Source organism: Flavobacterium sp. HSC-32F16 (assembly GCF_024171645.1).
In the GTDB taxonomy this organism is placed as follows: Bacteria; Bacteroidota; Bacteroidia; order Flavobacteriales; family Flavobacteriaceae; genus Flavobacterium.
This window is the reverse complement of sequence record NZ_JALKAC010000004.1, coordinates 299,015-323,550: the sequence shown is the minus strand read 5'-3', so window position 1 is coordinate 323,550 and position 24,536 is coordinate 299,015. Positions and strand designations below refer to the sequence as shown.

18 protein-coding genes and 1 other RNA gene are annotated in these 24,536 nt (G+C 34.4%); 14 read left to right on the top strand and 5 right to left on the bottom strand.

The window, feature by feature from the left end; all coding sequences use genetic code 11:
• Nucleotides 1-49 precede the first annotated feature (49 nt).
• The 3 genes from L1276_RS14735 (at nt 50) to L1276_RS14725 (ending at nt 4,814) form a co-directional block, all read left to right on the top strand.
• Nucleotides 50-1,327, top strand: a complete 1,278-nt coding sequence (locus L1276_RS14735) for a hypothetical protein (protein WP_253789037.1) — start codon at nt 50-52, stop codon at nt 1,325-1,327.
• A gap of 135 nt (nt 1,328-1,462) precedes the next feature.
• Nucleotides 1,463-3,436 (top strand): KUP/HAK/KT family potassium transporter, encoded by a 1,974-nt coding sequence (locus tag L1276_RS14730; RefSeq protein WP_253789035.1) that lies wholly within the window; start codon nt 1,463-1,465, stop codon nt 3,434-3,436.
• Between the two features lie 148 nt (nt 3,437-3,584).
• Nucleotides 3,585-4,814 (top strand): RsmB/NOP family class I SAM-dependent RNA methyltransferase, encoded by a 1,230-nt coding sequence (locus L1276_RS14725; protein WP_253789033.1) that lies wholly within the window; start codon nt 3,585-3,587, stop codon nt 4,812-4,814.
• A gap of 305 nt (nt 4,815-5,119) precedes the next feature.
• On the opposite strand, the gene L1276_RS14720 is transcribed toward L1276_RS14725, so the two are convergent.
• Nucleotides 5,120-6,166, bottom strand: a complete 1,047-nt coding sequence (locus L1276_RS14720; protein WP_253789031.1) for an AMP-binding protein — start codon at nt 6,164-6,166, stop codon at nt 5,120-5,122.
• Nucleotides 6,167-6,173: 7 nt separating this feature from the next.
• Entirely contained in the window at nt 6,174-7,127 is a 954-nt protein-coding gene (locus tag L1276_RS14715) for a CPBP family intramembrane glutamic endopeptidase (RefSeq protein ID WP_253789029.1), read from the bottom strand.
• A 110-nt stretch (nt 7,128-7,237) separates the two neighbouring features.
• Between L1276_RS14715 and arsC the strand changes: the two genes are divergently transcribed.
• On the top strand, nt 7,238-7,582 hold the full coding sequence (arsC, locus tag L1276_RS14710; RefSeq protein ID WP_253789027.1) for an arsenate reductase (glutaredoxin): 345 nt from the start codon (nt 7,238-7,240) through the stop codon (nt 7,580-7,582).
• Between the two features lie 93 nt (nt 7,583-7,675).
• Complete coding sequence (locus L1276_RS14705; protein WP_253789025.1) at nt 7,676-10,153, top strand: outer membrane beta-barrel family protein; 2,478 nt, start codon at nt 7,676-7,678, stop codon at nt 10,151-10,153.
• A gap of 142 nt (nt 10,154-10,295) precedes the next feature.
• On the opposite strand, the gene L1276_RS14700 is transcribed toward L1276_RS14705, so the two are convergent.
• Nucleotides 10,296-10,475, bottom strand: a complete 180-nt coding sequence (locus L1276_RS14700) for a hypothetical protein (protein WP_056202312.1) — start codon at nt 10,473-10,475, stop codon at nt 10,296-10,298.
• 433 nt (nt 10,476-10,908) lie between these two features.
• Between L1276_RS14700 and fumC the strand changes: the two genes are divergently transcribed.
• Nucleotides 10,909-12,294: a class II fumarate hydratase gene (gene fumC, locus L1276_RS14695; RefSeq protein ID WP_253789023.1), complete on the top strand. Its 1,386-nt coding sequence runs from the start codon at nt 10,909-10,911 to the stop codon at nt 12,292-12,294.
• An 84-nt stretch (nt 12,295-12,378) separates the two neighbouring features.
• On the opposite strand, the gene L1276_RS14690 is transcribed toward fumC, so the two are convergent.
• Nucleotides 12,379-13,581, bottom strand: a complete 1,203-nt coding sequence (locus L1276_RS14690) for an NAD(P)-dependent oxidoreductase (RefSeq protein ID WP_253789021.1) — start codon at nt 13,579-13,581, stop codon at nt 12,379-12,381.
• A 241-nt stretch (nt 13,582-13,822) separates the two neighbouring features.
• Between L1276_RS14690 and L1276_RS14685 the strand changes: the two genes are divergently transcribed.
• From L1276_RS14685 to L1276_RS14650, 8 genes are all read left to right on the top strand, one after another.
• The gene (locus L1276_RS14685; RefSeq protein WP_253789019.1) at nt 13,823-15,025 is read left to right on the top strand and encodes a serine hydrolase; all 1,203 of its coding nucleotides are present in this window, start codon (nt 13,823-13,825) and stop codon (nt 15,023-15,025) included.
• A 143-nt stretch (nt 15,026-15,168) separates the two neighbouring features.
• Nucleotides 15,169-15,566: a transfer-messenger RNA gene (gene ssrA, locus L1276_RS14680) on the top strand.
• Nucleotides 15,567-15,878: 312 nt separating this feature from the next.
• Nucleotides 15,879-17,288 carry an NADP-dependent phosphogluconate dehydrogenase gene (gndA, locus tag L1276_RS14675; protein ID WP_253789017.1) on the top strand — a complete coding sequence of 470 codons (1,410 nt, stop codon included), beginning with the start codon at nt 15,879-15,881 and terminating at the stop codon, nt 17,286-17,288.
• 28 nt (nt 17,289-17,316) lie between these two features.
• Nucleotides 17,317-18,849: a glucose-6-phosphate dehydrogenase gene (gene zwf, locus L1276_RS14670; RefSeq protein ID WP_253789015.1), complete on the top strand. Its 1,533-nt coding sequence runs from the start codon at nt 17,317-17,319 to the stop codon at nt 18,847-18,849.
• Nucleotides 18,830-19,546 carry a 6-phosphogluconolactonase gene (gene pgl / locus L1276_RS14665; protein WP_253789013.1) on the top strand — a complete coding sequence of 239 codons (717 nt, stop codon included), beginning with the start codon at nt 18,830-18,832 and terminating at the stop codon, nt 19,544-19,546. Before zwf ends, pgl begins: the two co-directional genes overlap by 20 nt.
• A 166-nt stretch (nt 19,547-19,712) precedes the next feature.
• On the top strand, nt 19,713-20,768 hold the full coding sequence (locus tag L1276_RS14660) for an AraC family transcriptional regulator (protein ID WP_253789012.1): 1,056 nt from the start codon (nt 19,713-19,715) through the stop codon (nt 20,766-20,768).
• 312 nt (nt 20,769-21,080) lie between these two features.
• Nucleotides 21,081-22,304, top strand: coding sequence for a hypothetical protein (locus L1276_RS14655; protein WP_253789010.1), 1,224 nt, complete (start codon nt 21,081-21,083; stop codon nt 22,302-22,304).
• On the top strand, nt 22,295-23,326 hold the full coding sequence (locus L1276_RS14650) for a hypothetical protein (protein ID WP_253789008.1): 1,032 nt from the start codon (nt 22,295-22,297) through the stop codon (nt 23,324-23,326). The genes L1276_RS14655 and L1276_RS14650 overlap by 10 nt, the downstream gene beginning before the upstream one ends.
• Nucleotides 23,327-23,408: 82 nt before the next feature.
• On the opposite strand, the gene L1276_RS14645 is transcribed toward L1276_RS14650, so the two are convergent.
• A complete protein-coding gene (locus L1276_RS14645; RefSeq protein WP_253789006.1) occupies nt 23,409-24,521 on the bottom strand; it encodes an acyltransferase in 1,113 nt (370 codons plus the stop codon).
• Nucleotides 24,522-24,536 lie beyond the last annotated feature (15 nt).

Here is a 24,536-nt window from a genome sequence, read left to right as displayed (position 1 = left end):
CACAGTAATTGGATATCTCATATTACAAATAATTTAATATGATTTTATCATGAAAACGAAACTACTTTTAATAGCAATTACAGCATTAGTTTTTGGTTCTTGTGCCGCGCAAAATCAAACTACTGTTTATGCAAAAAACTCTGATATAAGCGATAATTTAGATTTAAGAGCAGTTGCTTCTATGTTTGGAGAATCTGCAAATCTTCAGGATTTTGAAAGAAGATTAAATGATCCTAAATATCAAATTTCTAACCTTGACTTAAACGGTGACAACGAAGTAGATTATTTACGTGTAATTGAGTCTGTAGAAGACAGAACTCACGTTGTAATCATACAAGCAGTTTTAGATCGTGATGTTTATCAGGACGTTGCTACAATTGACGTAGAAAGGGACACCTACAACAAAGTAAGCGTTCAGGTTGTAGGTAACACTTATTTGTATGGGGAAAACTATATCTACGAACCCGTTTACAGCGTTGCTCCGGTAATTTATACTTCATTTTGGGTTACAAATTACAGACCTTACTATTCTACATGGTATTGGGGATATTACCCTACTTATTATAGTGCATGGACACCTTATCCTGTTTACAGATACAGAAATAACATAAATGTATGTATCAATGTTCACAACAGCTATAACTATGTAAACACCAGAAGAAGTTACAGAGCTCCGGTTATTTATGAAACAAGACGCACTTATGGCTACGAAAGAATGAGACCAAACTATAGTTTTGCCCAAAGACATTCAAATGTAAGTAACAGATATGATTTAGATCAAAGAAGAGTGGCAAGCAGAGAATCTAACAGATCTCAAAACACATACAACTCTAACAGATCAAATTCAGGAAGAGTTTCTGCTGAAAATAGAAATTATACTGATAACAGATCAAATACAAACAGAAGCTACAACAATACAAATCGTGTAACTAATAGAGAAAATAGTCCTGCTGTAACCACGCCAAGAACTGAAAACACTCCAAGAACAAGCGGAAGAAACAATTCAAACACCACTGCTCCAAGAGGAAATTCAGAAAACAGAAATTATACGAACAGAACATCTTCACCGGCGAGTGAGTCACCAAGAAGTTATTCTGAAAACAGAGGCAGCACAAACAGACCTGCATCTGCGGCACCTGCTCAAAGAACTGAAGCCCCAAGAAGCTATTCTGAAAGCAGAGGAAACTCAGAAAGCAGATCAAATACAGCAAGACCTCAAAATACACAACGTTCTGAATCTCCTCGTGCCAGCCAGGAGTCAAGAGGAAACAGTCAGCCGCAAAGAGAAAGCGGCTCAAATTCTAGAGGAGGCGGGAGAAGAGGATAATTTAAATATTTCAATTTTTACTTAAAATTAAAAGCACAATTTGGGGATTGTGCTTTTTTTTATCTTTTTAATTATAATTGACGCTAATTTGTTTTAAAACAGTAAATTTGCAACCGTCTTTTATTAAAAATATACATGAGCGCATCGCATAAAAACTTACATAGTAAGTTGTCTATAGGGGGTTTATTGATAACATTAGGGATAATATATGGAGACATTGGTACTTCTCCATTATACGTAATGAAAGCCATACTTGGCAATCATACTATTAATGCCGATATTGTTTTGGGAGGTATTTCGTGTGTATTTTGGACTCTAACATTACAAACTACAATCAAATATGTTCTTATTACCTTAAGCGCTGATAATCATGGCGAGGGTGGTATTTTTGCATTATATGCCTTAGTCAAGAAAACTAAAATTCAGTGGCTTATTGTGCCCGCCATAATTGGAGGAAGTGCTTTGCTTGCCGACGGTATTATTACACCGCCAATTTCGATTTCATCAGCTGTTGAAGGAATCAGGGCGTTTTATCCCACAATGAAAACACAGACTATCGTGTACATTGTTATTACAATTCTTTTTATACTTTTTACCATACAACAATTTGGAACCAAGCTTGTTGGAAAGTTTTTTGCTCCAATGATGCTGATTTGGTTTGCTATGCTTGGTACTTTGGGTGTTATACAAATTATACATTTCCCAGAAGTTGTTAAAGCTATAAATCCTTACTACGCTTATCACCTGCTTTCAGTTCATCCTGACGGATTTTTCGTGCTTGGTTTTGTATTTTTATGTACAACCGGAGCTGAGGCTTTGTACTCAGATATGGGACACTGCGGAAGAAAAAATATTCGAATCAGCTGGATGTTTGTAAAAACAACTTTAGTATTAAACTACTTTGGTCAGGCAGCGTATTTAATTCATCATGAAGGAAGTACATTACAGCAATTAGGAGGAGAAAATGGAAATCCATTTTACCTTATTATGCCGCATTGGTTTTTACCATTTGGGATTGTAGTGGCAACTTTAGCAGCAGTAATTGCATCTCAGGCACTTATCAGCGGATCATTTACTTTGATCAACGAAGCAATGCGTTTAAATTTCTGGCCTAAAGTAAAAATTAAATATCCTACTGAAGTTAAAGGACAATTGTATATTCCGTCAATTAACTGGCTGTTGTTTTTTGGTTGTGTTGGAATCGTATTACACTTCGAAAAATCAGGAAATATGGAGCATGCTTATGGTCTTGCCATTATTTTATGCATGATCATGACGACCATTCTGCTGAATTATTATTTAATTATGAAACGTGTTAAACTGTACTTTATGGTACCGCTTATCACTATCTATTTATTGATCGAATTTAGTTTCCTTATTGCCAATATCACAAAATTTGCAGAAGGCGGTTATGTAACATTAATCATTGCTTCTTTACTTATTTCGATCATGACGATTTGGTATTTAGCTAAGAAAATCAATAAAAACTATACTAAAGTCATCAAAATTGATGATTACAAAAAGGTTTTAATGGAATTAAGTGAAGACTTATCGATTCCTAAATATGCCACACATTTGGTATATATGACCAATGCAAATCGTGTTGATGAACTGGAGGAAAAAGTGATTTATTCTATTTTACAAAAACGTCCAAAAAGAGCCGATATTTATTGGTTTGTACACGTAAACATTCTTACTGAACCTTATAAAACACAATATAAAGTTACCGAAATTGCTAAAGACGATATTTATAGAATCGATTTTAATTTAGGTTTTAGAGAGCCTACAAAAATCAATTTAATGTTTAGAGAAGTAATTCGTGATATGGTAAAACGCGGAGAAGTAGATATTACCAGCCGTTACGAATCATTAAACAAAAACAATATTATTGGAGATTTCAAATTTGTATTGTCTGAAAAATTCTTATCTAACGATAATGATTTGAGATGGCACGAAAATATTATCATGAACTCCTATTTCTTCATTAAAAAACTGAGTTTATCTGAAGAAAGAGCTTTTGGCTTAGATAGCAGCTCGGTAAAAATAGAAAAATTCCCAATGGTGCTTCACGCTCCTGAAAATATCGGACTAACAAGAATAACAAAATAAAAACTGCTTGCAGAAATCTATTTACAAAACACTCTTTTAAACTTTATCAGAGTGTTTTTTGTTTTGAGAATGAAAGTAAAACAACAATCCTAATTAAAAATTTAACTTTCAATCAATTAATAGTACCTTTGCAGCTCAAATATTAGAAATGAGATTACACAGAAATTTAGTTTATACTACCATCGACTCTTTGAATGCAATTTTCAATGAAGGAGAATATGCAGACAAAGTGGTAGCCAGAGCATTAAAAAAAGACAAGCGTTGGGGAAGTTCTGACAGGAAATTTGTTGCTGAAACGATATATGAAATTGTTCGCTGGAAACGTTTATACGCAGAAATTGCCGAAGTAAAAGAACCTTTCGACAGAGACAATTTGTGGAGAATGTTTGCGGTTTGGGCGGTTTTAAGAGGATATCCAATTCCGGATTGGAGACAATTGGAAGGAACTCCGGAAAGAAAAATAAAAGGTCGTTTTGACGAACTTTCAAAAGTTAGAGCATTAAAAGAATCTATTCCGGACTGGATGGATGAATTAGGCGTAAAAGAACTTGGAGAAAAAGTATGGGCAAAAGAAATTGCTGCTCAAAACCAGCCTGCTAAAGTTATTTTAAGAACCAATACACTTAAAGGAACTAAAGAAAACCTGAGAAATACGTTGATGGATTTAAATATTGAAACAGAATATTTAAAAGATCAGCCTGAAGCTTTAGTTTTAAAAGAAAGAGCAAACGTATTTCTGACAGACGCTTTTAAGCAAGGACTTTTTGAGGTTCAGGATGCTAACTCACAATTAGTAGCCGGTTTTCTTGATGTTAAACCAGGAATGCGTGTTGTAGATACTTGCGCAGGTGCAGGTGGAAAAACATTACACATTGCTTCTTTAATGGAAAACAAAGGACAATTGATTGCAATGGATTTGTACGAAAGCAAACTAAAACAATTGAAATTAAGAGCAAAAAGAAATGGCGCTTTTAATATCGAATACCGTATTATTGACACTACAAAAGTGATCAAAAAACTGCATGAAAAAGCAGACCGTGTTTTAATTGACGCACCTTGCAGCGGTTTAGGAGTTTTAAAAAGAAATCCAGATTCTAAATGGAAATTACAGCCGGAATTTATCGATAACATTCGTAAAGTTCAGAGCGAGGTTTTAGAAAGCTATTCTAAAATTGTAAAACCAGGCGGAAAATTGGTTTACGCAACTTGTTCTGTTTTACCATCAGAAAATCAAGAACAAGTAGAAAAATTCTTAAAAACAGATATTGGAAAAGAATTTACGTTTGTTCAGGATCGTAAAATACTGGCATCAGAATCTGGTTTTGACGGATTTTACATGGCACTTTTGGAACGCAAAGCAACAGTAATTAAAGAATAATAACTTACTAGATAATACAAAAAAGCCTTTAGATTTAATTTTCTAAAGGCTTTTTTTTATATCATAACTAAGATTGAATCTACACCGGACACATATCTGGTGAAACCAAACAAAATGATGGTATATTAGCACAAGTAGGTGGTGCAGTAAGAGGTTTACCACCTTTTTATTTGTTTTAGTTCATTTTTACCAAGCAATTGAACATTTGGAAGATTTAGAAGAAATTCCATAGTTATCTGTTTTTGAAATTAACACAAATTAAATATATCTAATTTTTCTTACATAAATAAAAGCATTAAAAAAGTTTATTTAACTAAACTAGATTTTCGAAGCAGCTTCCCGTTTTCATTTTCCTTAAATTTCGGAACAAAAACAATTTCTTTTGGTTTTTCGAACTTTCCTAAAACATCAAAAAAGTCTGCTGAAAAATCATATTTCTCTCCTTCGATTACTAAAATTAGTTTCTCTCCTAAAGCTGTATCAGGAACTCCGGTTACAAAAAAACGATTTGTAATTCTGCCCGTTAATTTCGCTTCAATCTGTTCCGGAATCAACTTCACTCCTCCACTATTAATTACATTGTCAATTCTTCCCAGAAAAACAAATTGGTTTTCATTTACTAAATCAACTAAATCATTGGTTACAATTGGTTCCTCAGAAATCGAAGCCACGTAAATGACCAGACAGCCTCGGTCATCTTTTTCAATTTTCACATTTGGCAGAATCGAAAAAGCACTTTCACCCACTTTTTTAGCCGCAATATGAGTAATCGTTTCCGTCATTCCGTAGGTTTCATAAATCTCTGTTTTCTTTAATGGAAGCAAATTTACTTCGAGGGCACTATCCATTTTGGCACCGCCAATAATCAGTTTTTTTATGTTTCCCAGTTTTTCAATTGAATTTTGAACCTGTAACGGAACCATAGCCACAAAATCATATTGCTTGTTATTGTAAGCCAAAGGTTCAGTACTTGGAACCACAACATCCAATTCCAATCCTAAAATTAAGCTTCGCACGAGCATCATTTTTCCGGCAATAAATTGCGTTGGAAGACATAATAAAGCTTTATTTCCTGGTTCTAATCCAAAGAAATCTCCTGTAGCCAATGCAGACTGAATCATAGCCTGTTTTTCTAACCTTACTAATTTAGGAAGGCCTGTAGTTCCAGAAGTTGTCATTTCGATATAGTCTTTATGATCGAACCAATCCAGAAAAAATTCACCCATTGAACGTTCGTGAGCATCTCCTTCTTTAATAAAACTATAGGCAATTCGGCACAAATCGGCGGCGTTTAAATGATAACCGTCCAGTTTAAAATAATTATGTACGTTTCTATGAGTTAAGTTTGGCATAACGTTTTTAGTTTAAGTTTAAAAATTCTGCTGTTTCATTATTTTTTTCGTCAATTGTTCCGGTTAATTTCTCTTTCCAGTTTGTCCAATTGTATTTTTTACTGAAAATAAAAAGTAAAATTGGATACACAATAACGACTGGTAAAATCACATCGAAGCCAGCAGAAGGCTCCGACATATCTTTAAAAATAGAATGCGTTTGAAAAACAGACCAGTCTGAAGTAACAAGTAAAGCTCCAATCAGATTATTTGCGGCATGAAATCCTAAAGCCAGTTCCATTCCTTCATCCATTAAGGTAATAATTCCAAGGAATAATCCTGTTCCTATATAATACACCATAATAACATATCCCATTTTCTCTACTTCAGGATTTAGAATGTGCATTGATCCAAATATTACTGAAGTCATCATCAAAGGAAACCATCTGTTGCGGGCCAGATTGGCAAATCCCTGCATTAAATATCCTCTAAAAACATATTCCTCCGTACTGGTTTGAATAGGTATTAAAATTGTACCTACAAGAACTAATATCAAAAACGGAATCAGTTTAAAATTTAATACAAACTCTTCAGGAGATTGAAAATAAAGAACAAAAAAGCTTACAATAGAGAATACCGACCATATAACAAAAGAAAAAACAACTCTGCTCCAATCTACTTTTGGCCGTGAAGTTGTTACTGATAATAAAGTTTGATTGTGCAGATATTTCACCACAAAATAAATCCCGGCAAAGGCAAAAAGAAACGAAACCATCACCAAAAACAAAGTTAAATTGGGTTCAAATATTTTTAATGCAGCATCATTATCCGTTGGAAACCCTTTTTTATCCTTGAAGTTTTTAAGAAGGACTGCCACTGAAAAAGGAATTTGACCAATAAATGAGGCTGTGATAATAAAAACCGATCCTATAAGATATTTCCAAAATTTATTTTCGGGGTTAATTCCTTGTTCTAAAAACATATAATTAAAGTTTTGAAATGAGATTTTAATTTAAATAGTAAGTCTTATTTTTGTCTTTACTAAAATGCTATTTTTAATAAATATATTTAGTAGACTTTAAATATAAGAAAATGATACAAATTTACCATAACCCACGCTGCGGAAAATCAAGAAATTGTCTGGCTTTTGTTGAAGACACAAAACAAGAGTATGAAATAATTCCTTATTTAACAGAAACTCCAACTTTTGATGAGCTGAAAGAGCTTCTTAAAAAACTGGATTTAAAACCAATTGAATTAATCCGAACAAAAGAAAAAATCTGGATTGAAAATTATAAAGGAAAAGATTTAAGCAACGATGAAATCGTTCAGGCCATGATTGATAATCCCATTTTGATTGAAAGACCTATTGTTGTAAAAGACGGAAAAGCTATCATTGGAAGGGATTTAGATAAAGTCGCTTCTTTTTTAGACTGATTCTAAAATAGACTGTTAACATTTTTTTGTGATCTTTCTCTTTAAACCAAAAGGTACATTTGCCGTCTAAAAAGAAAAAGAAACCAGAAAAAAATGAAACAAATCAATTTTGCTGTAATGCTTGTGCTATTTTTCACAGGCTTTTACAACTACGCACAACAGGGACCACCTGCAAAAAACAAGGTTAAGGTTACCGGAAAAGTTTTTGAAAAAGTAAGCAAACAACCTCTTGAATATGCTACTATTTCGATCATGGCTCCAAATGACACAAAAGTTATTGCAGGCGGTATAACCAACCCTAAAGGAGAATTTGAAGTTGCCGTTGCTCCGGGAACTTATGATATAAAAGTAGAATTCATTTCGTTTAAATCTACTGAAATTAAACAAAAAAGCATACAGGACGACACTAATTTAGGTGTTATAAACTTATCCGAAGATGCTGCACAGCTGAATGAAGTTGTGGTTCGTGCCGAAAAATCGACAGTCGAAATAAAACTTGACAAAAAAGTTTACAACGTTGGTCAGGATATGATGGTAAAAGGCGGAACAGTAAGTGACGTTTTAGACAACGTTCCATCAGTTTCAGTGGATTCTGAAGGAAATGTAAGTTTAAGAGGAAGTGACAATATCCGCATTTTAATTGACGGAAGACCTTCACAAGCCATTAATGTTGCCGAAGCACTGCGTCAGCTTCCTGCAGATGCAATCGAAAAAGTAGAAGTAATCACTAATCCATCTGCACGTTATGATGCCGAAGGTGGATCAGGAATCATTAATATTGTTCTTAAAAAAGGTAAAAATCAAGGTTTCAACGGAACTTTTATTGCTTCAACAGGGCTTCCTGAAACGTATGGTGTAAGTGCCAACGTAAATTACAAAACCGAAAAATTAAACTACTTCACTACTGCCGGTTACAACTACAGAACCAATGAAGGCGGTGGTTTAACGAATACTTCTTATTATAATGCTGATGGATCGCCTAAAGGTTATTTAGACGAAGATCGTGATACAAAAAGAATTAGAGATGGTTTTAATGCCAGAGCCGGTGTTGAATGGTCAATTACCCCTACTACATTCTGGACAAACGCTATTAATTATCAAAAAAATACAGGAGAAGATAAAGACCTGATCAATTATAACAATTTTGATGCTGCACGCGCTTTTACAGGAAGTACATACCGCTTAAACAATACCGATACTGGAAGCGAAAACATAGAGTTCACTTCGAACTTAATCAAAAATTTCAACGATAAAGGACATAAACTTACTGCCGATTTATCTATTTCCAGAAACACTGATGACAGTGATGGTGTTATTACAGCCTCGCCAACTTTTAATACCACTCTAAACGATCAGGTTCAGAAACAAGTTTTACTGCAAGCTGATTATGTGCTGCCATTAGGAAAAGGAAGTCAGTTTGAAGCAGGTTATAAAGGAAGCTTTGGAGATTTGAACAACGAATACAACGTTACTAATTTAATAGATGGAAACTATGTTATAGATCCATCCAAATCAAACACTTTAGAGTACAAAGAGAACATCAATGCACTTTATGCGCAATACGGTTTAAAGGTAAATAAGTTCTCTTACTTATTTGGTTTACGCTGGGAAGACACCAATATCGAAGTTAATTTATTAGACAACAGTGTATTTAACACCAAAAAATATAACAATCTTTTTCCAAGTGCTTTTATCAGCTATGAAATTTCAGATCAAAGCAACTTGACTGCCAGCTATAGTAAACGTTTAACACGACCAAGAGGACGTTTTATGAATCCGGCACTTAACTATTCAAGTAACATTAATATTTTTCAGGGAAATCCGGACTTAGATCCATCATTGACAGATAAATATGATGTAGGATATATTAAAAGATGGGATAAAGTAACTTTTAGTACTTCGGCTTATTTTGAAGACACAAAAGATGTTTTCAGCTTTGTTAGAACCCCAAACGGTGACAATGTAGACGGAATTCCTGTTATTCTAAGCCGTCCTATTAACTTAGGAAAAGAGCAGAAGTATGGTTTCGAATTTACATTCAATTATACTCCGTTTAAATGGTGGAAATTAAACAGTAACTTCAACCTTTACAACGTAAAAACAACTGGAGAGAATACTTATATTGATACACAAGGCAATTCGGTTGTACAAAATCTAAATAATCAAGCCAACACTTGGTTTGCGAGAATGAATTCAAAAATCTCACTGCCATACAAAATTGACTGGCAGTTAAACGGTACTTACAACGGTGAGCAAAAAACGGCACAAGGTAAAAACCTGGATCAGTTTTCAATGAATACGGCTTTCAGTAAAGATATCTTAAAAGACAAAGCTACTATTGCTTTTAATATCAGTGATATTTTCAATTCAAGAATCATGAGATCCTATACGTATCTTCAAAATGATACTACGCTTGAAAGTCAAAAATCATACAGCGAAATGCAGTTTCGTAAACGTCAGTTCAATTTATCATTCACGTATCGTTTCAACAAACCTAAAAGCGAAAGAGATAAAAATGCACAGCCTAGAAATGAAGGCGGCGGAGAAGGCGGCGGAGAATTTCCAGGTTAACATAAGTTAATTTGCAATACTAAAAAATCCCCAATTCCAATGAGAGTTAATCAATTGGAATTGGGGATTCTATTTTTTTGAAATTTATTTTTTGCCATAAAAAAAAGGACTCGTTTTCACGGGTCCTTTTTTATGAAATCAATTAATATTTAACTGATTGTTCTTCTTGTCTTTTTTTAGCTCTCTTTTCTTTGAACATTTCCCAGCTAGCTCCCGTAACCCAATAAGATACGAAACCAACTAAGAAAAACATTAACCAAAACCCTATAGTTAGTATGGTTAAGAAAAGTAAAAAGCCTAAGTACTGTGAAAATTCAAACATGTTTTCCGGAATTTTTGAATGTTACGACAAATGTAGGCTATATATTCTTCCTCAGCAATAAAATCTAAATCAATTTTCATGAAATAACATTTATACGTATATTTATACTCATTTTAAATAAGCTTTCTTTTCGGCAAATTATTCAACTATCTAAATTAGAATAACATGAGTATTTTCAGGAGCTCTTTCCCGCTATCCGCTGCAATCTTTTATGTTTTCAAAGAAAAAACACAAAAGGATTTCCACTCCTATCGGGGCTAGGATTCGTATTCAAAAAATTTTAAACCCTAAAATAAAAAATCCGTTTCAATCAGCGTATTACGAAGTAAATCAGTGTTACCCGCCTTTCATTTACCGAAAAAATTTACAATTTGTAACTCACATTTCACACACTTAACAAAATACATTTTACAAACAACATATTTACAACAAAATGAAATACAGAATAGAAAAAGACACCATGGGCGAAGTTCAGGTCCCAGCCGATAAATATTGGGGTGCACAAACAGAACGTTCCAGAAATAATTTTAAAATTGGAAATTCGGGATCGATGCCTCAGGAAATCATCGAAGGATTTGCTTATCTAAAAAAAGCCGCCGCTTACGCTAACTTTGATTTAGGAGTACTGCCAATAGAAAAAAGAGATGCTATTGCTGCTGTATGCGACGAAATTCTCGAAGGAAAACTAGACGATCAATTTCCGCTTGTTATCTGGCAGACTGGTTCAGGAACACAAAGTAACATGAACGTCAATGAAGTAATTGCTAACCGCGCTCAGGTTCTAAAAGATTTTGAAATTGGTGAAGGGGAACAATTTATCAAAGCAAATGACGATGTTAATAAATCGCAGTCATCAAACGATACTTTCCCAACCGGAATGCACATCGCAGCTTATAAAATGGTAGTTGAAACCACAATTCCGGGTATTGAAAAACTACACGCTACTTTAGTAAAAAAAGCTGCGGAGTTTAAAGACGTTGTAAAAATTGGCCGTACACACTTAATGGATGCAACGCCATTAACACTTGGACAAGAAATTTCAGGTTACGCAGCTCAATTAGCATTTGGATTAAAAGCTTTAAAAAATACCTTAGCGCATTTATCTGAAATCGCTTTGGGCGGAACTGCAGTTGGAACGGGACTAAATACTCCAAAAGGTTACGACGTAAAAGTTGCCGAATATATTGCACAGTTTACAAAACATCCTTTTATAACTGCCGAAAACAAATTTGAAGCTTTAGCTGCACACGACGCTATAGTAGAAACACACGGCGCTTTAAAACAACTGGCTGTTTCATTAAATAAAATCGCAAACGACGTTAGAATGTTAGCCTCTGGACCACGCTCCGGAATTGGCGAAATTCATATTCCGGAAAATGAACCTGGCTCTTCAATTATGCCTGGAAAAGTAAACCCAACACAATGTGAAGCCTTAACAATGGTTTGCGCTCAGGTTATTGGAAACGATATGGCAATCGCAGTTGGCGGTATGCAGGGACATTACGAACTAAATGTTTTTAAACCGGTTATGGCTGCAAACTTTCTTCAATCGGCACGCTTGCTTGGAGACGCTTGTGTTTCTTTTGACGAACACTGTGCGCAGGGAATTAAACCAAACCATAAACGCATCAAAGAATTGGTAGACAACTCATTAATGCTTGTTACGGCCTTAAATACTAAAATTGGATATTATAAAGCCGCAGAAATTGCCCAAACCGCTCACAAAAACGGAACCACGCTTAAAGAAGAAGCCGTTCGTTTGGGGTATGTTTCTCCTGAAGATTTTGACGCTTGGGTAAAACCGGAAGAAATGGTTTAATTGAATGGTTAATTATTCTTGATACTACAAAAAAAGAGCTTTCTAAAATTTAGAAAGCTCTTTTAATTAATTAACAATTCACAATTATTTGCCGTCTACATAATCCTGCAGATAGCTGAATCGTTCTGTTAATTTACCATTTTCAGTGATTTTCGCACGTTTTAAAATTCCGTCTTTATCACCGTTGAAGAAAGCCGGAATTACATATTCCATAAATTGTTCTCCAAAACCTTCACTGGCGTCTTTTGGAATTTCACATGGCAGATTATCAACCGCCATAACCGCTACTGCAGCAGGATGAAAGAGATCTACTTCTTCATCTTCAAACGGAAAATAACCATATAAAGGTTCTTCAATCGTCGAAGAACGAATTGTACAGGCAATAGGTCCGTTTACATCACAGGAAATATCGGCTACAACTTTCAGCCTGCAGTCACTTGCATTCAACATTTCTCTAGTTAAAATCATTGGCGCATTATTAGCATGAAAATGTCCTGCAAAATAGATATCAGATACTTTCGTAAATCTTTCAAAATCCGAAGTATACTCCTCTGGATGATCAACAAAATCTTTAAAATCCAAAACCTGTCCGTCAATACGCTTATTGTATTCTAAAACATCTAACTGAACATATACCGCTTGTGTATACTTTTTCGTCAGATAATTATCAATTGTAATTTCTTTTACCTTAATAGCATCCAAGATTTCTTTGGCGCCGCTCCCAACCTTTCCTGTTCCTGTGATTACAAATTTTAAGGCTGGCATTGTAATACGTTTCAACTGTGCAATCAAAGCATCTTTCCCCGAAAGAGATTCTGCTTTTGGGAGTTTAAACAATTCAAATTTAATTCCAAAAGCACGGATTCCGTTATAAACCCCAACCATTCCTGCATATTTACCAAAACCAATTAAGCGGCGGTAATGCTCATCAACAATGGTTTCGTGATCGTATAAATCAATATTTTTTTCTAAAACCGCCTGAAGTAATTTTCTATTATGAGGCTGTTTTTTTATAGTGTGCGAAAAAAAGAAATAGTCTTTATTTGGAATTAAATTTTCTACAGGAACTTCTTTTACACCAAATAAAACATCACAGTCAGAAACATTATCTGTAACTGTAATTCCCATGTTTTTATATTCTGAATCAGGAAAAATTCTAATATCTGAACTTTCAACCTCAACTGAAGCTTTAGGATAAAGCTGCTTTAGTCTTGTCAACTCATTTGGAGAAAAAACAACTCTTCTGTCCGGCGGATTTTTTCTTTCTTTTATAATTCCAAACTTCATTTAAATAAATTTAAAACATTAAATAATATAACTTTTTGAATCGTATTTGTTTCAAATATAACAAATTTAGTTAAAATTTTGTTTCGAAATTACTATTTAGAATGTTTAAAAATGGTTAAAACCTGAAAAACAAACAACTAAGAAAAACAGATGTTAAAACAATGTTAAAAACAAGCCTCTACAGACCCTTAAATTGAGAAAACAACAAAATTGAATTCGATATATTTGTTTTTAAAGAACGATGCAAATGATTTTCCTTAAAAAAACAAAGATACCACAAATACTTTTCACTGTATTAGTTTTAAGTGCTTGTGGTAATGATAATAAAACAAAAACAGTTACAACTCCAATAGTCGAAGATACTTTACCGAAAATGAAACCGTTAGGTCCTGAACCCAAAATTTCTCAGGCTTACAAAAACTCGGTTACAGGCAGAATAAATCATTTTTACAACAAAAACTGGCCTAATAACAACATGAACGGAAGCTTTTTAGTAGCCCGAAATGGTCAGATTATTTTTGAAAGATATAATGGTTTTGCCAATAAAAATGAAGGAACAAAAATAACTCCCGAAACTCCGGTGCAAATTGCTTCTGTAAGTAAAGTTTTGACTGCTACAGCGATTTTAAAACTCGTTAACGCAGGTAAAATAGAGTTAGACCAAAAAGTAAATACCATTTTAAAAACATTTCCTTACGAAGACTGCACCATCAGAATGCTTTTGAGTCATCGTACCGGAATGCGTAATTATGCTTACTTTACGGATAGAGATAAATCTATTTGGGACAGACATAATCAGCTTACGAATAAAGACATTTTAGATATTCTGGCTACAAAAGATATTGGTTTAGAATCTAAAACCGGAACACGTTTCAGCTATTGCAATACTAATTATGCCATGCTGGCACTTATAATCGAGAAAATTACGGGTTTAAGTTATAAAGAAGCAATGTCTGAGATGATTTTCAAACCTTTGGGAATGACTCATACGTATGTTTTTGATGATGATAAAGACAGAAAAAAAATTGTTCCTTCTTATAAAGGAAACGGTGTCGAAATAGGTTTTGACTATTTAGATAATGTGTATGGAGATAAAAACATCTTCTCGACAGCACGAGATCTTTTAAAATTTGACAGAGCCAGAAATTCGCCTGACTTCTTAAAACCTGAATTACTAAAACAAGTTTATGCAGGTTACAGTAATGAACGTAAAGGAACTAAGAATTACGGTTTAGGAATTAGAATGATTAATTGGGAAACCGGACAAAACTTCTATTTTCATAATGGCTGGTGGCATGGTAATACTTCTTCTTACATTACTTTAATGAAAGAACATGTTACGATTATCGCTTTGTCTAACAAAATGACAAGAAATACTTATGCAGTACGCAAATTAGCTCCTGTTTTTGGAGATTATCCTTTTAATTTTAAAGACGAAGAATAAAATAGTCATAAAGTCGAAAGTTAAAAGTCTTAAAGTCGAATACTTTAAAAACTTTACGACTTTCGATTTTTGACTTTCTAATTTTTCTGAAAATTTTAATAGAAAGTAATTTCAAATAGTATAAATTTGCAGACTCAAATTTTGGGGTCGACTGGTTTTGACAGCAAGTCGAATTGAACAGTAAGCACGTCGAGCATTGAGACCTTGCTCGTAAATATAAGATCTTAAACTTTTACACGGCGAAAATAATTACGCTTTAGCTGCATAATCCGAATCATAGTAAGATTGCGCCACGTCTCTACAAGGTAGAGAAGCTGGATTCTCCTGGAAAGCCTTGGTTTGTGGCGTTCCGTTCAGGGGAACCGTAAAAATAAACCTAGAAATCCATGAGCTTCGGGTGGGTTTCGAAAATTAAGAAGATAAGTGTTCGGTGGCTGTTTCTGGCCTAGCTTAACATCGAAAATCTAATCAGGAAATAAACGTGTAGAAAGCTCTTTAGTTGCTTGTTTGGACCCGGGTTCGATTCCCGGCGACTCCACAAAGTCCGAAAAACAAAAGTTTTTCGGACTTTTTTTATTCAATAACACCAAAGTCATTTATTCTATTTTAAAACAACTATTTTAAAAATAAGTATAAATCTCACACTTAAAAAACTATCACAATATACCCTTAAAGCGGACTATTTTACTCCTAGTTTTTCATCATTTTTCTCTAACTTAGCAAAGTCAATCTTAAATAGTAAGATTAAAACAAACGTTGTTTTCTGCAAAGAACTGATTGAAAAAGAATTACTGATTTTTTTCTTACTTTTTCCCAGAAAACATTCTTTAATAATTTTAGTTAATTGAAAACTATGAGCAAATTTGATTTTGGAATTGTAGGACTCGGTGTAATGGGCCGTAACTTACTTTTAAATATCGCCAGCCATAACTTTGCGGCTGCAGGTTTAGACTTAGACACTGAAAAAGTCAACTCTCTTCAACATGAAGCTGACGCCAACCACACAATTGAAGCCACAACAGATGTAAAACATTTCGTAGAGCTTATTCAGCAGCCCAGAGCAATTATGCTATTGGTACCTGCCGGAAAACCAGTTGACAGCGCTATTGCAAGCTTACTTCCTCATTTAGATAAAGGAGATATTATAATCGATGGCGGAAACACTTATTTTACTGATACCGACAGAAGATTTTTAGAATTATCTGAAAAAGGAATTCACTTTTTCGGAATGGGAATTTCAGGCGGTGAAAAAGGTGCGAGATTCGGTCCTGCTATGATGCCGGGCGGTGATCAAAAAGCATACGAAAGACTCCGTCCTATTTTTGAGGCTATTGCGGCAAAAGTTGACGGCGAACCTTGTGTAGAATATTTAGGAAACGGATCTGCCGGAAACTATGTAAAAATGGTTCATAACGGAATTGAATACGGAATCATGCAATTGATATCTGAGATTTATGACCTGATGAAAAGAGGTTATAATCTGGATGATGAAACGATTCAGAAAACTTTTGAAGAATGGAACCAAACCGATGATCTTAGGTCGTATTTGATCGAAATTACCGGAAAAATTTTAAAACAAAAAGATGAAGACGGAAGTCTGCTAATTAATAAAATTTCGGATTGGGCAAAATCTAAAGGAACAGGAAAATGGACTTCTCAAAACGCAATGGATTTGCAAGTTCCGGTTCCAACTATCGACGCCGCTGTTATAATGCGCGATATGTCTAAAACAAAACCTGAAAGAATTGAAGCTGCTAAAAACTTAGTTTGGAATACTCCTGAAAGTAATGTAAATACGAGTGAAGCAATTGCTGCTTTAAAATCGGCATTATACCTTTCTATTGTTGTAACGTATGCGCAGGGACTGGCTCAGCTTCATACCGCTTCTAAAGAATACAATTACGGATTAAACCTTGAAACTGTTGCTAAAATCTGGCGTGGCGGCTGTATTATCCGAGCGACTATTCTGGAAGATTTCAGAAAAGCTTATGTTGCAAAATCTGATTTACCTAATTTACTTTTAGATGCTGGAATTGCTTCAAAATTAACTGAGAATCAAGCAGGAATGAGAGCGGTAATTCAATTTGCTGTTCAAAAAGGATTACCTGTGGCGGGACTTATGAATTCATTAGCTTATTTTGATGCTTATAGATCAGCAAATCTTCCAACAAATTTGATTCAGGCACAGCGTGATTATTTTGGAGCGCATACTTACGAACGTATTGATAAAGAAGGCGTTTTCCATACACAATGGGCTGAATAATCAATTAAAGCAACACAACTACAACACAATGACTAAAAATAAACTTAAGAATCCAACAATCATTGTTATTTTTGGAGGAACCGGAGATCTGGCAAAGAGAAAGCTCTTTCCCGCATTTCAAAATCTGTATCTTGACGGGCGTATGTCTGAGAAGTTTCAGATTATTGCTCTTGGAAGAGCAGAAAAAACCAATGAAGATTTTCGCAGTTATGTTGCAGAAAACCTAAATCTTTTTTCAAGAAAAAAAGGAATTTCGGATCCGGAAACAGAAAAATTTCTTTCGCACATAACCTATCATAGTCTTGATATTGATAAAGAGGAATCTTATATCGGATTGAATGAAAAAATCAACAGTTTTGATCTGGCTTTTGGCGAACGTGCCAATCGTCTTTTCTATCTTTCGATTACGCCTTCTTTCATTTCAACGATTTCAAGCAATATCAAAAAGATCGGACTTGCGGCAAACCCGAAACAAGATCGTATTATTATTGAAAAACCTTTTGGTTATGATAAAACTTCTGCGATTGAATTGAATGAAATGCTTTCGCAGACTTTCAAGGAAGAACAGATTTATAGAATCGATCATTATTTAGGAAAAGAAACTGTTCAAAATATTTTGGCTTTCCGATTTGGAAATTCGATGTTTGAACCTTTATGGAGCCGTAATTTTATCGATTTCGTACAAATTACCGTTGCAGAGGAAGTTGGCGTTGAAGAACGAGGCGGTTTCTACGAAGGCGTTGGAGCATTAAAAGATATGATTCAGAATCACTTGCTTCAAATCTTATGTATGACGGCCATGGAAGCGCCTGCCTCATTAAACGCAGATGATATTCGTAATCGTAAAGCCGATGTTTTAAAATCAATTCGACGTATTAAACCGGATGAAGTAGATCACTATATTGTACGTGGGCAATACGATGCCGGTGAAATAAAAGGAGTTCCGGTTCCGGGATATCGCCAGGATAAAGGAATTGCACCAGATTCTAATACAGAAACTTATGTCGCAATGAAAATTTATCTGGATAACTGGAGATGGCAGGGAATTCCGTTTTATCTGCGTTCTGGAAAAAGAATGGAAGAAAAACAATCTTCGATCATTATTCAGTTTAAACCAGTACCGCACTCTGCTTTTTCTTATGGAAAAGAAGGAATGACACCAAACCGTTTGATCATCAATATTCAACCTGCAATGGACATTAAATTGCAGTTTATGACCAAAAAACCAGGTTTATCATTGGCTTTGAGGCCTGCAGAAATGGTATTTGATTATTTTGCTTGTTCCACTATGTCACCGGAAGCTTATGAAACTTTAATTGCCGATGCCTTGGCAGGAGATCCTACCCTATTTATGCGTTGGGATCAGGTAGAAGAAGCTTGGGATGCTATTGATACCATTCAGCAAGTTTGGAAAACTACAGCACCAACTAATTTCCCAAATTACAAAGCAGGAAGCTGGGGACCTGAAGAAGCTGACGAATTATTAGCAAGACAAGGACACGCCTGGATTCCGAATACACAAACAAAACAAGAAGTTTTAGATGATACAGATATACAATAATACAGAAGAAATTAATACTACCGCAGCAGATCTTTTTGCGGCAGCAGCACAAGAAGCTATTGCAAAAAAAGGAAAATTTACAGCGGTTCTTACAGGAGGTTCTTCTCCGGCAGGAATTTATAAACTGCTGGCTTCTGAGGAATACAAAACTAAAATAGACTGGAGTAAAGTTTACATATTTTGGGGCGACGAACGCTGGGTTCCGCTTAATGACGATTTGAGTAATGCAAAAATGTCTTATGCCGCATTATTAAGCCACGTTCCTATTCCATCTGAAAACATTTTTGAAATGTACAAAGATGGCGTAACACCAGAAGAGTATGCAGCGACGTATGAGCAATCGATTCGAAAAGTTTTAGGAGAAGAAGGAAAGTTTGACCTTATTTTTTTAGGAATGGGAGACGACGGACACACTGCTTCTCTTTTTCCGGGTGAAGCAGTTTTAAATGAACAGCACAAATGGGTTGATGCCTATTTTCTGGCACCGCAAAATATGCACCGAATTACTCTTACTGCTCCATTAATAAACAAAGCGAAAAAGATTATCGTAATCACTTTTGGAGAGAAAAAAGCGCATGCTTTACAAGAAGTAACAAAAGGACAATACAATCCTGCCCTTTACCCGATGCAGTTGATTAAACCTGTTTCCGGAGATTTATTATTTCTCGTAGATAAAAGTGCAGCAGGCACAAACTAAAAAATTAAAAAGTCCGAAGAAATCATATTTCGGACTTTTTTTATGTTTTCATTTTGAATAATCAAATCCTCTTATTTTTAGAGTTTATTGAATTGTCTTGCAATAAATTTATAATTCAAAAGTTAAACCTTGTTCCAAATACAATTTAGTACGTAACTTTTCAATCATGAATTTAGACAATTGGCCAAAACACATTCATAAATATCTTTTTCTGTTAAAAGATGATTTTTTTCAATTGCCTTATTTATACAATTCTCCTCAATCTATGATAAAAGGACTTGTGAGTCTGCCCATTGCAAAACACAATCCTTCCAGTCAATTTATTTCGGTTGACAGCCCGTTGTATAATTCTAATATTTATTACAGAAAAATTGACGAAAGCTTTTGGATAATGTTCACTAAAATGAACATGAAACAAAATGTAGTAACGATTTCAAGTTATGATGAAAATGTTTTCAATGATTATTATTTTCTTAATTTAACCATCTTTGAGTTTAAATTTAATATCAAGGATTCTAAATCGGTTACACTTTTAAACACTTCCTGGACTTTTAATAAACCGTATACAGAAGTTCCAAACTATTTCTACAAAGAAACTGAAGGCACAATTATCAGCTTTGCCATGAAAAAAGACTGGCTTAGAAAAGAACTTAATACGAAGACGATTCCGGAAAGAAAAGAAATTATTTCGTTTTTAAATAATAAACGAGGATTTTACAGATGGGTTGATATTGCACCAAATGCACAAATTTTGGCAAAAGAACTTTCAGAAATTTTAAATCAGGAAAACAGCACTTTTGATCATATCAATCTAAGAAAAAAAAGCATTCAGCTTATTCTTGAGTTTTTTAAAAATTCATCTATTGACAGCCGCATAGCTGATAACGTGTCTTTAAGTAATTCTGATTATCGTAATGCTGCCAAAGCTGAAAAAATCATTATTAAAAACCTTCATTTCCCTTTTCAGGGCATTGAATATATTGCAAAAGAAGTTAATACCTCTCCAACAAAACTTAAAACGAATTTTAAAATCATTTATGGTTTTTCAATGCTCAATTATCATAAAGAGAAAAATATGCTTTTTGCCACACAATTAATTCCAAATCCAGAAATCAGCATAAAAGATATCGCCAATATAACCGGATATAATTCGTCAAGCCGATTCTCTGCTGCTTTTAAAAAACGATTTGGAACGCTTCCTTCACAAGTTCGTTTACAATAGAATCCTTTTTTTTATTTATTTTTTTCAGGTTGAATAACAATAGGCCTTTCTCAAATTCGATGTTTATTAAGGAGTAAATGCCGCTATTCAAAACTTTAAGTTTATACATACAGTATTGCAAAGTGTTTTTATATTTGACACAAATACATTCAGGCAAAGATTACAATTATGTCGTATTTGACCATACTAAAATCCTTTTATCTTTTATTTTTGCCAACCCGTCTCTATCGCAAAATCATATATAAAACTTTAAAAAATTTAATTAAAAAGAATGCGTTAAAAATTAAGTCACAAACCTCAAAACAAAACCACATGAAAAAAAACTTTTATTATTTTCTACTTACGCTCTCAGCAGGTATTCTTTTAAGTTCCTGCAGCGACGACAATGAAGACGGCAAATACAAACCTGCTTATCTGCCTTCTATCGATGCAAGCACATTACCTGCCGGAAACAATCCTATGACAATGTTTGAAGATGATGAAAATTCATCAAAAATGTATGACAATAAAGACCGCTGGTTTCGTGTCAATCAGCCTATGCAGGTAATTCAAAAAGGAAAAGATTCAGTACAAATTTCTCTTTATTCTCCTGTTGAATTAAATGACGTAAAAGTCTATGCAAAACTGCCAAATTATGACAAACGATTTGTGCTTTTTCATTTTTCTAAAGTTCCGGCTTTTCACAGATCATTTCATAAAATTCCGTTGACAGAAGGTAAAAATGATTACGAACTCGAAAAAGGAAACACAGTAACTATTGATAAAATCGAAGGATTTTCATCTGGTTCAATCGAATTTACTGTAGAATCGAGTGATCCTTTATTCCAGAAATTCAAAAAAATAAAATCAGCGCGACTGGTTCAGTTCAGCGATCATTATCATAAAAATGAATATGGAAAATATCTGCCAATGAATCCCGTTTTGGCAAAAGAAGCGATAACCATGATTATCAATTTCTCGTATGCAATCAGCCATCCTATGTATTATGATACTTTCATGAATTTTGACCGATACAAAAAAGAACAGGCAGAAACGGCAGGAACAACAATAAACGGTGCTTTAAACTGGCACGGAAATGCAGATGACGCAGAAGGTGTTTATGATTACTTAACGAAAGTTCAAATCGAACAGGCTTACGGAACCTACATTGACAGCCGAAACCTGAATATGGCAATGGTGGGCGGAGATTCTGCATGGGGCGGCGGCGCTCTGGCTTCACAATGGGAATCTGGTTATGTAACAGGTCACTGGGTTGGAGAAATGTCTGTTTGGTCACACGAATACTCACATCACAGCGGTTATAACCACAGCAGTAATTTAGCCAACAGCGGCGAAGGAGGCGGACAACAGGAAATGCTTACTCATTTTTATAAATATTTAATTTATTTAAATGACCTTCCGTTTACAGATCCTGATATTTTAAAAGGATACACAAAAACAAGCTATTTGTCTGGAAGCTACAAAAAACCTGTGTTTACAATTAGTCAAAAAAATCCATTTTTATTAAAATATAAAGGAGAAGGAAAATGGAACTAAATAATATAATCAAGATGAAGAGACTGCCTTTTTTACTACTATTGCTTTGTTTTTTTACAAACTGCAGTGAAAGCAACGACATAGAAGCTACAAACTACGATTACTATTATCCAACTGAAAGCGCCGAAATTACCGCTAAACAAATTGGCGACGGTGCGGGAACATTAGATCCAAAAGGAATAGCTGTCTCTAAAGAAAAATTATATGTCTGCAACGGCAGTACTTTGGAAGTTTTTGATGCTTTAACTCTAACTCATTTAAAAACAATTTCTAACTATATTAAAGGAAGCACCACTATACCATTAACTTTATTAACATCAATAAGTATTGATAATGGGCGAATTTATTTAGGAAGCGAAGAATCAAGACTTTTTGTTTTGGATGAAGCTACCGGCTTAGGAATCAATACGGTTGGAAACGGTCAATGGTGGCAGACTTTTGTTCATGTTTTTGGTGTTGTAGTAAAAGACGGATTGGTGTTTGTAAAAGAAAAAGAAAAAAGCATCAAAGTGTTTGAAACTTCTCAAATTACCGAAACAAGTAATTGGAATTTAACGCCAATAGCGAAATTAAATACGTTAAACGGCTGGACAGAAGCTTATTCTATGGATGTACAATCCGGAAATTTAATTGTTGCCGGAAGAGATGCTAAAAGCTATTTGTATTATGATATTGCCAATATTAAAGCAAATGCTGCAAAATCTTTAACAACTCCAATTGAGCCTTCAACAGCTCCGTTTGCCAGTAACAAACCAATTTCTATAACTTTTAGTACTGATTTTGCCGTAAGTTCAGAAAATTCAGGAAGCACAAATTATGTACGTTTATATTCAAAAGAAGATTTTATGAATAAAAATTATAAAGCTGTAATGAGTGCGTCTGATATTTTGGGACAGAATCCTTTTGGGGTTATTGTCGGCAATGCTCAACTGGACGATCGCATTTTTTTATCGGATAATACCAATAAGAAAATCAGAATCATCAAACTCAATAAATCTACAATTGCTGAACAGAAAAACTAATTAATTTTAGAAACTCTGGATTTATAAAAAAGGGAAGATTTTATGTCTTCCCTTTTGTTTTACAGCATTCTGAAAATAGTTTTTATATATTTTCAGTCTTAAGTTTGGCTAGTTTTTCTTTTCGCTTATCACTTAAATATTTCCTCAGCGGAATATCATAAACGACCATCACTAAATAAGCAAATCCAACAAGCAGAACCACTCCAGATATAACAACAAATGTCAATTGTGTCGTATCTGGTTTATAATTAGTATAATAATTTCCGAACATCCATAAAGCAGCATAATGTGTCATGTATAACGGATAAGATATATTTCCAGAGAAAACACAAATCTTTTTCAACCCCGGATTTAAAACTGATCCCGCTCCTAAAGACACCAGCAAAGGAAAATAAAGCAGTACTATTAAAGGTTCTGTTATCCAGTTCATTTCTGAAGAAGGTATTATAAAAGCCAATAACAATAATACAGACAAACCGGCAAATCCAAGTTTGTTTTTAATAATCCAATTAGAACGGTAAATAAGTAATCCGGCTAAAAATGAATATGAAATTCTGGCGCATCCATCCCAAAAAGTCGGTCCGCTCCAGCCTCCTAATAAATTCCCGGAACTATATCCTACATAACAAATCGCTCCAGCAGCAATTATAGTCAAGATTAAAAGATAACTGCGCCCAATTCTGTAAAGTATAAATGCATACACAATATTGGCGATGTATTCCCAAAACAGCGACCAAGCCGGCGCATTGAAGCTGAAAAGGTTAAAGCCTCGATCTGCAATTACCGGTAACGGAATCATAAATAAGGAACAAATAAATGTCAAAATGATTTTGCCTGTACTATACAATTCAAGATTGCCACCAAACGGATCGAACAAAAATGCCAGTAAACCCAATATAGATCCTGCCACAACCAATGGATGAAGCCTGATAATGCGGGATATAAAAAAATTACGAAGTCCCATTTTTGCGATACGATCATCATAAGCATATCCGATTACAAATCCGGAAAGACAGAAAAAGAAATCTACAGCCAAAAAGCCATGTCCTATAAAATTTTTACTTGGATCGGTAAATATCCATTCCATGAAATGAAATATTACAACTGCAAGAGCTGCGACACCTCGCAGTCCGTCTAGAATTTCAAAATGTTGTTTTGTTTGTAAAATAGGAATTGAAGAATTGTTTGTAGTCATTACTTTTATGCAAAA